This window comes from Nostoc sp. (assembly GCF_036917195.1).
Lineage (GTDB): Bacteria > Cyanobacteriota > Cyanobacteriia > Cyanobacteriales > Nostocaceae > Nostoc.
This window is the reverse complement of sequence record NZ_JBALDG010000104.1, coordinates 1-12,145: the sequence shown is the minus strand read 5'-3', so window position 1 is coordinate 12,145 and position 12,145 is coordinate 1. Positions and strand designations below refer to the sequence as shown.

The 12,145-nt window shown below is 39.8% G+C and carries 13 protein-coding genes; 12 read left to right on the top strand and 1 reads right to left on the bottom strand.

What is annotated here, in order from left to right:
- Window positions 1–458 precede the first annotated feature (458 nt).
- Window positions 459–1,379, bottom strand: a complete 921-nt coding sequence (locus V7K40_RS33455) for a trypsin-like peptidase domain-containing protein (RefSeq protein WP_334967164.1) — start codon at window positions 1,377–1,379, stop codon at window positions 459–461.
- Window positions 1,380–2,649: 1,270 nt separating this feature from the next.
- Here V7K40_RS33455 and V7K40_RS33450 point away from each other — a divergent pair.
- From V7K40_RS33450 to V7K40_RS33395, 12 genes are all read left to right on the top strand, one after another.
- The gene (locus V7K40_RS33450) at window positions 2,650–2,808 is read left to right on the top strand and encodes a DUF4278 domain-containing protein (protein ID WP_334967163.1); all 159 of its coding nucleotides are present in this window, start codon (window positions 2,650–2,652) and stop codon (window positions 2,806–2,808) included.
- A 367-nt stretch (window positions 2,809–3,175) separates the two neighbouring features.
- Complete coding sequence (locus V7K40_RS33445) at window positions 3,176–3,853, top strand: response regulator transcription factor (protein WP_334967162.1); 678 nt, start codon at window positions 3,176–3,178, stop codon at window positions 3,851–3,853.
- 159 nt (window positions 3,854–4,012) lie between these two features.
- Complete coding sequence (locus tag V7K40_RS33440; protein ID WP_334967161.1) at window positions 4,013–4,975, top strand: DUF4157 domain-containing protein; 963 nt, start codon at window positions 4,013–4,015, stop codon at window positions 4,973–4,975.
- An 81-nt stretch (window positions 4,976–5,056) separates the two neighbouring features.
- The gene (locus V7K40_RS33435) at window positions 5,057–5,959 is read left to right on the top strand and encodes a hypothetical protein (RefSeq protein WP_334967160.1); all 903 of its coding nucleotides are present in this window, start codon (window positions 5,057–5,059) and stop codon (window positions 5,957–5,959) included.
- Between the two features lie 109 nt (window positions 5,960–6,068).
- Window positions 6,069–6,455: a nuclear transport factor 2 family protein gene (locus V7K40_RS33430; RefSeq protein WP_334967159.1), complete on the top strand. Its 387-nt coding sequence runs from the start codon at window positions 6,069–6,071 to the stop codon at window positions 6,453–6,455.
- A 169-nt stretch (window positions 6,456–6,624) separates the two neighbouring features.
- Window positions 6,625–7,563 carry an NAD(P)-dependent oxidoreductase gene (locus tag V7K40_RS33425; RefSeq protein ID WP_334967158.1) on the top strand — a complete coding sequence of 313 codons (939 nt, stop codon included), beginning with the start codon at window positions 6,625–6,627 and terminating at the stop codon, window positions 7,561–7,563.
- 20 nt (window positions 7,564–7,583) lie between these two features.
- Window positions 7,584–7,991, top strand: coding sequence for a hypothetical protein (locus V7K40_RS33420; RefSeq protein ID WP_334967157.1), 408 nt, complete (start codon window positions 7,584–7,586; stop codon window positions 7,989–7,991).
- A 266-nt stretch (window positions 7,992–8,257) separates the two neighbouring features.
- A complete protein-coding gene (locus V7K40_RS33415) occupies window positions 8,258–8,908 on the top strand; it encodes a nitroreductase (protein WP_334967156.1) in 651 nt (216 codons plus the stop codon).
- A 224-nt stretch (window positions 8,909–9,132) separates the two neighbouring features.
- A complete protein-coding gene (locus tag V7K40_RS33410; RefSeq protein ID WP_334967155.1) occupies window positions 9,133–9,387 on the top strand; it encodes a hypothetical protein in 255 nt (84 codons plus the stop codon).
- 176 nt (window positions 9,388–9,563) lie between these two features.
- Window positions 9,564–10,619 carry a catalase family protein gene (locus tag V7K40_RS33405; protein ID WP_334967154.1) on the top strand — a complete coding sequence of 352 codons (1,056 nt, stop codon included), beginning with the start codon at window positions 9,564–9,566 and terminating at the stop codon, window positions 10,617–10,619.
- A 128-nt stretch (window positions 10,620–10,747) separates the two neighbouring features.
- Window positions 10,748–11,572: an aquaporin gene (locus V7K40_RS33400; protein ID WP_334967153.1), complete on the top strand. Its 825-nt coding sequence runs from the start codon at window positions 10,748–10,750 to the stop codon at window positions 11,570–11,572.
- Window positions 11,573–11,578: 6 nt separating this feature from the next.
- A complete protein-coding gene (locus V7K40_RS33395; RefSeq protein WP_334967152.1) occupies window positions 11,579–12,028 on the top strand; it encodes a DUF1622 domain-containing protein in 450 nt (149 codons plus the stop codon).
- The last annotated feature ends 117 nt before the right edge of the window (window positions 12,029–12,145 follow it).

The window sequence follows — 12,145 nt, the reverse complement described above, 5'->3', positions numbered from 1 at the left end:
TCTTCCGTTACTAGGGTGCTTGTTATTACAGGCATCCCTTTATTTTTTGCACAACAACTACAAGCATGATCGCTCTCTTTTAGTCTAAAGTCCAGACTGTCTCAATATCTGAATAACCAAAATATGAGCAATACTTGGCTAAAGTTGCTGACGATGTATAGCTACTCAATGCCCTTTGAACTCATTGACAACTTTCCCGCAGAACTTGTAATTCCGATGTTACGCGACTACCTCGCAGTTAAATGGCTCAGGATTGAAGCCGATATATATTGCTATACTGTTTCATGCAAGGGACAATGCTTTGGAGGCGATTAAGGACAATGAGCCAAAATAAGAGTCTACAAAATTTTGGCAAAATTTGCAAAATAACTCATACATAAGCGTTTAAGTTGACTTTGTAGCTTAATCTCTCAAACCCTTTATCCTGCGCCTTCAAAGAACAACTATTTTCTAATAAATTACCTTAATTCTGGCACAAGATTAACAATAAATTTCCGATTGTCGCGCACAATAATAAGTTGCAATTGTACCTCTAGAAATTGAGATGTTAATAGTTTGTGTAAGTCTTCAATACCATTAACAGGTTGATTATTTAAACCCACAATAATATCTCCTTGTCGTACTCCTGCTTTTTGTGCTGGGCTATTCCGCTCAACGAAAATGACGAAAATAGCTTTATCTCCTGATAATTCATGGAAAAACATAATCCGGCGATAGATTTGGGCATTTTGTCCACCAATTCCTATATAACCACGCCGGACTTTTCCGTATCTCATCAGTTCTGGAATCACTATTTTTGCAGTATTAATTGGTAGGGCAAAGCATATCCCCTGTGCTGAGGCAACAAAAGCTGTATTAATCCCAATCACTTCGCTGTTGGATGTCACAAGCGGTCCGCCAGAATTACCAGGGTTGAGGGAAGCATCTGTTTGAATAATATTATCAATTAATTTACCTGAATCCGCTCTAAATGATTGCCCTAAAGCACTGATGACACCAGTTGTCACCGTTGTTTGTAATCCATAAGGATGACCAATTGCGATCGCTAACTGACCGACTTTTAAAGCTTGAGAATCACCTAAACGCGCTGCAACCAAATTAGATGCATGAACTCTGATTACTGCTAAATCTGTATCTGGGTCTTCTCCAATTAATTCTGCTTGATAAGTGCGACCATCAAAGATTGTCACCTGAATAACAGTAGCATTATGTATAACATGACTATTAGTTAAAATATATCCATCTGGCGTAAAAATGAATCCAGAGCCATTGCTGTGTATCTCTGGCATCAAGTTTTGCTGATTACGACTAAGTGCTTTTAAAGTTTTTTGGACATCAATATTAACAACGGATGGACTGACATTTTCTACTACATTGATAACTGCTACTGAGTAGGCATCAAGTAATTTTTACTCATGGCTAAGGGAATCAAGTGGAAAATTATTATTGGCTTTGAATAGTGGATTTATAGTCATATCTGCTATTACTATCGTCTGACAGTGAAGGGAAGAATCGACAAATAGAAAAAATGAGGCACAATCAGCATTATGAGAGAAGATTTACTTATTAGAGTTGTTTTCTCTGCTGATTTATTTTGAGCATGACAAGAAATTGACTATTTTACCAGCGGAACAATGCCGAAAATTATAAATTAATTTAGAGATTTTTAATACTCTTTGACAATCCGAGACTCTAACTAATAAAAATGTAGTAAACTAGTAATATTTTGAAGTTTAGACTAAAGGCAAGCGATCAGAAAATAATGCCTACAGAATTAGAAGTAAAAAAAATTACACTCATTCAAAGTTAAAACGTTCCTGAAAAGAAAAAATAGTCAGTCATCAGCCATCTTGAACTGACCACTAAATGGTCAATGCTGATAAAAGGAAAAAAGGTGTTGCAGAATAGAAATATGAATTAGGGCAACCCCGATAGCGAGTCTTGCCTACGGGACGCTGGCGCGAACGAGCGTCATAGCCTGTCGTAAACATTGCTATGTAATGTAGTAAGTAGATGGGCATTAAAAAATACAATTAAATTAAGAAATATAAATTGCTTAAAAGCTTATATTCAAAGTGTTTCTGGTACTTTATATAAGTTTACGTAGTTTTGTTTAATTGTGCCTACTTACTTACAGTTATTCTTTTCCATAACTACAACTCGAAGCTACAAGCAGCCCATATTTGACAGACTAGCACTATGGAAGATGTCTGTTACCGCAAATAAGTGCTATGTGCGGAAAGAATTTTTTCACTAGCTGCATAATATAGATTTGCTTACACCCATAGATATATAGAACTAAAGTTTCTACATCATCAAGATAAACAATATATGTCAACGCGATTATCTACTTGTTACAACCAACGATGCTCTGTGAATGTCTCACATCTAAAAAATAGTTAGGTTTCTTAGATAGTTGTAACTCCCCTATAGTCTACTTTAGCCAAAGGGAGACAGCGTTAGCTTGGGGGCAAATTTTCTGGTAACTCTTTTAGGATTGCTATAGGTAATTTCAAACTTAATTATAAATTGATATCAAAAGTGCATAAATTGATTTGAAATACACCCATATAAAAGAAAGCGAACTTTTTGAATAATGCATTTCATTCCCTAAGTAAACATATCTTGATCATAATTCACGAGGCAAATATGAAACTTTACTATCGCGGTCTTAGCTACGAATTAAACTCCTCACAGCTTGAAAGTAGGAAAAAACCATTTCAGCCAGTTTCTCATACTGGTTCAGCTTATAATCTAATTTACCGTGGAGTTAGTTATCATGTTGATCCCAATTCCCAATCGAAATAAGTTACGACTTCATCAGTAACTAAAAAATTGATTTATGAGGAATTGTCTATACTGTAAATGGTTCATTTACCGCAGAAAATAGGAATTTTGGATAGTGATTAAAGAAGCGATGTCTGACAACAAGCCGCTTTATGTCTACGTATCCACTAAAAAGAGAATGAGAAAAGTCAGATTTGTGAATGCTTCACATCTAAAATTGGTTAGGTTTCACAGATCCTGACTGTATATTCGTTTCATATTCAATCAACACTAGTTAAGCAATACAAGAACTGGGAGGAGTGATTATGTCTAAAAAGAGGGCGTTAATAGACTACCCGATACATCAATTCCTTGGAGAAAGCTGAAGTCCTTGTAGGAGAGTTTTAACATGACTATAGATCAATTGCTTCCTGTACTTCTTGTAGATGACGATCAAGACTTTTGCCAAGAATTACATATTCTGCTTAATTTTTATAGCAACAATGGGCAATTACCTCTAGAAATTGTGGCTGAAGCTGCGTCTGTTGAGCAAGCTATAAACTTTGTTACTCAAAAGCAACCAGCCTTAATTATTCTCGATTTAGGATTAACTTCGGGTAATAGAATTGCAACTCTGATACGCTTAAAAGAGATAGGTTTTATTGGTAAAGTTTTAATCTTGTCAGATCATCAAGAAGATGATGCCATCTTTCAAGCAATGCAGGCAGGAGCCGCAGGTTATATCTTTAAAAATCGTTTGGTAACTCAATTGTGTGAGGCGATCGCTACTGCACTTAAGTCTGAAATTTATCTGCCTACAGAAGCTGCTAGTGGGTTTTTCCGGCGATTCTGGGCTGATTCAGAGGCTTCTGTTTTAACACGTCAAAAGCTTCAGATAACAGAACGGGAACAAGAAGTTCTGCACTGGTTATTGCAAGGAGACTCTAATGAAGAAATTGCCAAACGTTTATATATTACAGTAGCAACTGTTAAAGCTCATTTAACAAGCATTTTTAAAAAATTGCAGGTTACTAACCGGACTCAAGCTGTTGTCACTGCTTTCAAGTTTGGTTTAATTCCGGCTTAATAGCAATAAGATAATTTTTATAATAGGCGTAACTTTATCAAGTTTCCTTTAAGGTAAAGCCCAAAATAAAATAGTTTTTTAAACACTGAATTTATAGCTTTATTCTAATTCATGACTTTACAACTCTTGTTATTAACAAATAAAAATAGTAGGTGTAAAATGAAATCTCCCAAAATCCACTTATCTACTCCCTCAAATCCTAAAACCTCAGAAAATACATCTTTGCTTGCGCCTAAGCTGCCTAGTATTTCAGCAGCAAGTATAACAGGGGGGCATAAGTCAGTTAAGGATATTGAGAACGATGCTTTTGCACAGCAGCAAATAGAGGTAACTAAACTTAAGATACAGGCGAAGTATGGCACGATTACGCCAGAGGGTCAGGAGCACTTAACTGTATTGCAAGCTTCGATGGATGGATTATTAAATTCTCGATTGGAAAAAATGTCGCAATTTAGTCATAATATAGCTAATATTCCATTAACAAGACCAGATAGACTAACACCAATTCAGGCAAAACTGACAATTGGGGAGCCTTGGGATAAGTATGAACAAGAAGCAGATGAAACAGCGCGTCAGGTAGTGCAACGCATTCATCAACCACAGAACAATAAACTTCAGCCAGAAGAGTTATTGCAAAATGAAGAACTGCAAATGAAGCCAATGGTGCAGCGGATGTCAGATGGAGGTATGGCTGCATCACCTGATTTAGAAACTTCGATTCAACAGGCTAAGGGTAGCGGACAGTCACTTGCAAAGAGGATTCGAGAACCAATGGAACAGGCGTTTGGGGCTGATTTCAGTGGGGTGAAGGTTCACACAGATACTCAAGCTGACCAGTTGAATCAATCGATACAGGCGAAGGCGTTTACCACCGGGCAGGATGTATTTTTTAGCTCCGGGGCGTATAAGCCAAGCAGTCGAAGTGGGCAGGAGTTATTAGCGCATGAGCTTACACATGTTGTTCAGCAAAGTATGAACACAATTCAATCTCAACAGCAATCAAATACTGTGAATGCACAGATAAAGCCGCTATCAGATAGGATAGAAAAAATTGAGTCTAATAAAGATAGCGGTGAGCTAATACAAGGAAAAGTTTATATAGAAAATCGTCCCCTTTTTTAAAATAATAAAGATAAGGAATATAGAGAAAAAACTAAATCTAAAAAATTAGATAAAGGTAAAGGAGAACGGAATGTACAGTATATGTTAAACGATGATATAGTAAGATACTTTAATAGTAAAAATGAATTTTTTAAATATGCAGAAGAAAAAACTGAAAATATAGGGTATGTCAAAAAAAAGCAAACCTGGATACGTCTTCCCAATCAACTAATTGTACTAGGGGAAAACCATAATAAAACGACATTAACCGATATAGTAAATGCAGTACATACACAAAAATTTATGTACGAAGGATACACCGAACTTCCAGAAGAAACAACTACAAAAATTAAAACATTAATTGCTGAACGAGACCAATATTTAAATAAAAAAATGAATTTAGATAAAAATGATAAATATAATCATAAAGCTGAGGATTTTTATCCAAAAGTTTTAAAGGGATTATATAATATTAAGTTTGTTCAAGACCTACCCCAATTAAAACCTCCATCTGATTACCTAATAAAAGCAGCAATTATAACTGCTGCTAGTTGTGATAAAACCTCAGAGTTATATAAAATTTATAAACAAGAAAGGGAAATGTTTGATTCAATCTCGAATGAAAATCTCAATGATGTTTTAGGAAAAACAGATAAAGAAATTTGGAAAATTTTTAAAGATTTTAGGAATGAGTTTACGAAATATGCAGAAGTAAAAATAGAACGTACAAAAAAAGCAAACCCAAAAGATACAAGTGAATTCCAATCTGACAAAAATTATAGTAAAGAGGAAAAGGATCCAGAACGAAAAGCTGACAAGGAAAGAGATTTTTCTATGTACCAACATATTAAAAAAGCCAAAGCTGAGGGTTATTTACTTTATGGACTTGGTGAATTTCATAGAGAGCGCTTACAAAATTTATTAGATAAAGAAGGAATACAAAATCAAGAAATGGACGAGTTTCTAGAAAATCAACGAAAGAAATATCCAGATAATAATTATTAGGAGGATAAAGGAACTGCCAACGGCGCATTACGGATGTTTGAGGTTTAGCCTTTTACCATAACAGGTAAACAATGTTATTAAATTTAGTTAAAATGAGGAAAATATCAAAATGAATGCTTTAGAAATTATCAAGAAAGCTTACATATATTTAGGAGAAAAAAATATTTCTAATTATTTTTCTCTAATGTCCCCTAATGTTGAATTTTACCAAACTGAAGAACTATCTTGGGGTGGTCAGTATCGTGGTTTTGATCAGATAAAAGTTTTTTTTTCAAAGATTTTTCCGCTGATTGATTCTTCAGTCGAGATATCTCACTACATTCAAGCTGGCGCTCAAATAGTTGCGATCGGCAAGACTAGTGGCGTAGCAAAGCTAACTGGGAAAAAGTTCAGTTGTAATTTGGCTCACATCTGGACAATTGAGGAAGAAAAAATTGGGCGATTAGAGGTTTATATTGACACTGATGTAATGAATGCGGCACTGACTTCAACCTAACAAGTGATTTGAAATAACACATGAAGGCATGGCTGAACTCAGCTGATCAGGTTCATCAGTGGAAAGAGCGATCGCTATTTCAAGTTTAAAATTCACATTGTCACAAGCAACGATTCTATGCTCGTCTTACTCTATAAATATTTCACAGGTTTTAACAGGAGGTTCACAGATGAAAATTTTTGTTGCAGGCGCAACGGGAGCGATCGGTCGTCCGCTGATCGCACAATTGCAGGTGCAAGGACACGATGTAGTCGCGTTGACCCGTTCTCCAGAAAGAGCAGAAACTTTAGCTGAACATGGCGTGGAATCTGCGATCGCAGATGTGTTCGATGCAGATGCTGTCAAAGCTGCCATCAAGAGCGCTCAACCGGAAGTGGTGATTGAACAACTGACCTCCTTGCCCAAAACTTACACAGGCGAGTCGATGAGTGCAGCAGCAGCCTTGAACACTCGCATTCGTCGAGAAGGGGGTGCCAATGTGCTGGCGGCAGCGCAAGCGGCAGGTGTGCGCCGTTACTTGAGGCAATCGATCGCATTCTGGGCGGTTCCTGGTACTGGATTGGCAGACGAAGAAACGCCACTAGCTTTTGATGCCTCGCCTGCGGTTGCAGCAGACATTCTCACAGTGACTGAAATTGAGCGTCGCTTACTAGGGAACCCCAATATAGAAGGAATTGCCCTGCGCTATGGCTTCTTCTACGGGCCAGGCACTTGGTTTGCCCCCGATGGCGACGTTGCTAAACAGGTGCGACAGCAACAGTTCCCGATTATTGGAAATGGCGAAGGCGTATGGTCATGGTTACACATTGAAGATGCGGCGATCGCCACAGTTGCAGCAGTGGAACGGGGCAATCCTGGCATTTATCTGATTACGGATGATCGCCCCTTAGAGGTGCGTGTGTGGCTCTCTGCTTATGCCCAATGGCTCAATGCTCCACCGCCTTTGCAAGTATCGGTTGAGGATACTCTGCTTCTTAGTGGTGCGGATGCTATCTATTATGGTACTCAGATGCGAGGCGCATCGAATGCTAAGGCAAAACGCGAATTAAATTTTCAGCCTCGACCCTTGGAATGGATGGTTAACACCGCCGTGGCTCATGCTAGTTAACAATTTAAGGGAGAAGAAATATGAAGATTGCTCAATATGGAACAATAATCGTGGTAATCCATACGCTCGTCAACGGACTGCATGGTTTAGCACATGTGGAAATCCCAGTTTCCCTTTCTCTGCTTCAGAGTTTGTTTGTGGGTATTGTGATTTTTCCGATTCCCATGATTGCAGCCGTTTTACTTTGGACACAGTTCTACCGCATTGGTAGCTGGCTCTTGCTCAGTTCAATAGCAGCATCGCTGCTTTTTGGAATTTACAATCATTTGCTCGTGATTAGTCCCGATCATCTGTCTCAAGTTTCCTTTTCAGGTTGGGGTCTGCTTTTCCAAATTACAGCCATCTTGATATTAATTGTGGATGGATTTGGCAGTTGGATTGGCATCTGGGCATTGAAAACGATTCAGCAACCAGAAAAGGTTATATGAGTTGTCTTGATGATTTTAACCACCATCGTCCGTTATTGTTCACCTGCTTGCTCTCAATTTAGAGCAGTTTTCTTTCATTAGACACACAGCGAATTATCCATGTTTGTGGCAACGCAAGCCGCAGTCAAGCACATGAAAGAGGGCAGTCAGGGGGTGACTTCCTGGCTTGGGCATCCAAGTAAGGATTAGCAGAGTATATTTATTAGGCAAATTCCAGGAATCCCGGTTGAGCGTTCACATTTATTTTTCACAGAGGTTGATAAAATATGTTTGATCTCGACCAAACTATTAAAGATCGGCACTCAACACGCAAATTCTTATCCCAACCAGTGCCACAGGCTTTACTCGATGAAGCCCTTGCTCTAGCGCAGCATGCACCGTCGAATTCAAACATCCAGCCGTGGCGGTTGGTGTTTGCCCAAGGCGATCGCTGCGATCGTCTGCAAGAGACTTTGCTAAATCAAGCCAAGCAGCAACCGCCCTACAGCTTTGGGCTGCCGGAGTCCTTCCAGCATTACCGCCAGGAACTGGGCGCACAAGTCTATGGGGCTATGGGGATTGCTCGTGACGATAAAGTGAATAGACAGCTAGCCCTTCTGCGTAATTACGAATTTTTTGGCGCACCAGTGGTTGGTATCGTCTGTATGCACCAGGATTTGGGCGTTGCAGATGCTTTGAGTGTGGGGATGTATTTACAAACACTGGTGTTGTGCCTAACCGCTCGCGGCATTGGCACCTGCGTAGAGGTTTCGCTAGCGGCTTATCCCGAAATTATCCGCAGTGAATTGAACATCCCACCAGAATTATTGATCATTTGTGGTCTAGCCCTTGGTTATTCCGATACTGATTTTCCCGCTAATAGTCTGCATATAAGCCGTGAGGCTGTTGAGAAAAATGTCTTGTTTCTGGACAATTAGAAAAAGACTGTCTTTTGATTATAGAATTGTCAAAAAGAAATTCATTGTGCTTACGACAGACAGATTCACCTCTGTAAAACAAATTAATTTAACAGGTTTTTCCATAATTTTCTGTCGCTGTAAGTTAGTTAAGCTAATCGGCATTGCATATTTGCAGTCTGCACTCCCACTGTCATCAATAAAAAATGATGTCTGTTGAAATTTTTGATTCAGGAGGAAGAAAGATGAAAATTGCTCAATATGGGACAATAATCGTGGTCATCCACGCGATCGCGCATGGACTGCACGGTTTAGCACATATGGAAATCCCAATTCCTCTCTTTTTGCTCCAAAGTTTATTTATTGGTGCTGTGATTTTGCTAACTCCCATTATTGCAACCGTTTTACTTTGGATGCCATTTGATCGCATTGGTAGCTGGTTGCTCATAGATGGATTCGGTTGTTGGATTGGCGTATGGGCATTGAAAACAATCCAGTAACCAGAGCAGGTGTTATGAGTTTGTAATCATCGTTCGCATAGATTACAACATGGAAAGGAGTAGCGCTGTGAACTAGCAACCAACAAGTGGTTAAGATTTCTAAAAACCCATCTGCAATCCTAATTTTATCAGTCTTGAAACACTTACACTCTCTTGCATTATAAGGAGAAAGAAGCATGAGCCAATCTAATCTATCCACTGCTACCCAAGAAACAGCTACCAATACCATCCTGGACACTGCTGCTCAAGAAGCGGCTACTGATACCATCGTGGACATTGATCTTAACGTTCAAGCCCAGAAGGGTCCAGACCTACGAAAAGACCATCCAAAAAGTCACGGCTTGGTTTGGGGAGAGTTCAAAGTTGAGGAAAATATTCCTGAATCGTTGAAGGTGGGTATCTTTGGCCAGTCCAAAACCTACCCGCTTTGGATGAGGCTCTCCAATGCTTCCTCAATAGAGAAGCGCGGTATGTTCAAGTCGGATCTTGATCCCGATGTTCGGGCATTGGCGATCAAACTTTTACAGGTAGAGGGTGAAAAAGTGCTGGATGATGAGCAGGAAACCCAAGACTTTTTGATGATTAATCATCCGGTCTTCTTTGTCCATGATGCTCAAGGGTTTGCCAACCTGACAAAAGCAAGCGTTGGTCAAGCAAATGAAGAAGAACTGCGATCGCTACAATCCACCTTTGAAGTCCTCAAAGCGGTTACGAGCAAACAAGTTGCAAATCCGTTGCTGATCCAATATTGGAGTACAACTCCCTATAAACTTGGTTCTCAGTCCATCAAGTTTTCTGTAAAACCTCACGAGCAAGATACTCCTGGTTCAACCCCCACTTCCGAAACTTACCTGCGTGAGGCAGTCGTTAAATATCTGTCGGAAGAGGGCAAAGATGCAACCTTTGACTTCTTGGTGCAACTTTATATCAACGACGAGAAAACTCCAATTGAAGATCCAATGCAAGAGTGGAAAGAGAAGGACTCACCGTTTATCAAGCTTGCAACCATCACAATTCCAACTCAGAAATTTGACTTTGAGGAACGGAAGCGACTGGATGAGGGTCTATCGTTCATGGCTTGGCATACCCTCCCAGAACACGTACCCTTGGGTAGTGTCAATTTAGCTCGTAAAAAAGTTTATCAAGAGATAGTAAAGGCTCGACGGAGTAATATCCACCACCGCGTCGAAGAGCCGCAAGCATATAGTTCAGTTTTAGACGATCCTGAATAATCTTGCTTGCCAACTACTTCCGCCAACAATTGGTGGAAGTAGTGTCTCGCAATATCTAGAACACTAACGATTGCTCTTTCAGCTAATTGCTTGGCGTTAACGCAAGCCCTTGATAATAATCACCAGCTATGCATTTAAAAGTTCCGAATCAGTTGCATTGGCGCGAATACTTTGCAGAATTCCTGGGAGCCGCTTTCAATATTTTCATCGGCTTGAGTGCAATCGTCTTTAACTTTGGGCACGGTTTGCCAATAGAACAGATTGTGCCTGATTCAAGTATTCGGCGGCTGATTACGGGACTAATTTTTGCTGGAAGTGGAGCGATTGTAGCCGTTTCTCCAATTGGGAAACTGAGTGGCTCTCACATTAATCCTTCTGTCTCACTTGCATTTTGGATACACGGCAAAATGCACCTCCGAGATTTTGTTGGCTTTGTAATTGGACAGTTTCTTGGAGCAATCACTGCTGTGTTACTGCTTGTGACCCTGTGGGGAGATTATGCTAGAAGCGTTAGTAACGGCATGACACTGCCTGGGTTGAATTATCCGCTGTGGATGGTATTTTTATCAGAAGTCACGATTACATTTCTCTTAATGTTGACGATTTTTATCTTTATCAGTCATCATCGGCTGATGCGCTGGACACCTTTGATCCTTTGGCTTTTAATTGCCGGGATGGTGTGGCAAGAAGCTCCAATTTCGGGAACAAGTCTCAATCCGGCGCGGAGTTTCGCTCCTGCACTGGTAACAGGAAATTGGCATCACCAGTGGATTTATTGGATTGCTCCGCCAATGGGTGCTGCGATCGCTGTAGGGGTGTTTCGGCTGATCACGTTAGGCGAACGGGATGTTCTGACTGGAAAACTCTATCACGCTTTTAATTACCCCAGTATTTTCAAAAATGTCAAACTGCTTCATTTCCAGCATCACCCTCACTCGAACAGATCAGCTTAGATGGGTATGTCAGTTTATGCTGCTTGGATAGCTATTGTCTTAGACTCTGCTTCTGGTGTAGAACACACCTCTAAGTTCACACTTTTGGCAGAAGGATTATTGCAAGAATTCGCAATCTTTTTGAAAGTTTTTCTGGAAGGCATTGCAATTTTAACAGTTGCGATCGCACTCATTCTCACACTTCAAAAAATCTTTCATCTCTGGAGACGTGAGCGAGTTCTCCAAGAAACGATCCGTTTAGAACTAGGAGTGGTGTTAGCCTTAGCGCTGGAATTTCTATTAGCTGCCGATATCGTTGGCACAGCTATTTCCCCCTCGTGGGATGCAGTGGCAAAACTTGCAGCGATTACTGGTATCCGTACCTTTCTCAACTTCTTTTTACAACGAGAAGTACGAGAATTACGAGAAACAGCCCACTCTCTGGACGGTAAAGTCAGTAAAGGTCTAAGTAAGTAAGTCAGTACAATAAAACCAAACTATAGACTTGTCGCTAAATAAGAATAAAAAATTATGAAATGCTATTGTGGATTTCACTCTGGCAATTTATGCAGCCATCAAGTAGAAATTCCATAA

What these genes read in the sequence shown, in the direction of transcription:
- V7K40_RS33450 (WP_334967163.1), top strand. Translation starts at nt 2,650, where the DNA reads ATGAAACTTTACTATCGCGGTCTTAGCTACGAATTAAACTCCTCACAG.
- V7K40_RS33445 (WP_334967162.1), top strand. Translation starts at nt 3,176, where the DNA reads ATGACTATAGATCAATTGCTTCCTGTACTTCTTGTAGATGACGATCAA.
- V7K40_RS33440 (WP_334967161.1), top strand. Translation starts at nt 4,013, where the DNA reads ATGAAATCTCCCAAAATCCACTTATCTACTCCCTCAAATCCTAAAACC.
- V7K40_RS33435 (WP_334967160.1), top strand. Translation starts at nt 5,057, where the DNA reads ATGTTAAACGATGATATAGTAAGATACTTTAATAGTAAAAATGAATTT.
- V7K40_RS33430 (WP_334967159.1), top strand. Translation starts at nt 6,069, where the DNA reads ATGAATGCTTTAGAAATTATCAAGAAAGCTTACATATATTTAGGAGAA.
- V7K40_RS33425 (WP_334967158.1), top strand. Translation starts at nt 6,625, where the DNA reads ATGAAAATTTTTGTTGCAGGCGCAACGGGAGCGATCGGTCGTCCGCTG.
- V7K40_RS33420 (WP_334967157.1), top strand. Translation starts at nt 7,584, where the DNA reads ATGAAGATTGCTCAATATGGAACAATAATCGTGGTAATCCATACGCTC.
- V7K40_RS33415 (WP_334967156.1), top strand. Translation starts at nt 8,258, where the DNA reads ATGTTTGATCTCGACCAAACTATTAAAGATCGGCACTCAACACGCAAA.
- V7K40_RS33410 (WP_334967155.1), top strand. Translation starts at nt 9,133, where the DNA reads ATGAAAATTGCTCAATATGGGACAATAATCGTGGTCATCCACGCGATC.
- V7K40_RS33405 (WP_334967154.1), top strand. Translation starts at nt 9,564, where the DNA reads ATGAGCCAATCTAATCTATCCACTGCTACCCAAGAAACAGCTACCAAT.
- V7K40_RS33400 (WP_334967153.1), top strand. Translation starts at nt 10,748, where the DNA reads ATGCATTTAAAAGTTCCGAATCAGTTGCATTGGCGCGAATACTTTGCA.
- V7K40_RS33395 (WP_334967152.1), top strand. Translation starts at nt 11,579, where the DNA reads ATGTCAGTTTATGCTGCTTGGATAGCTATTGTCTTAGACTCTGCTTCT.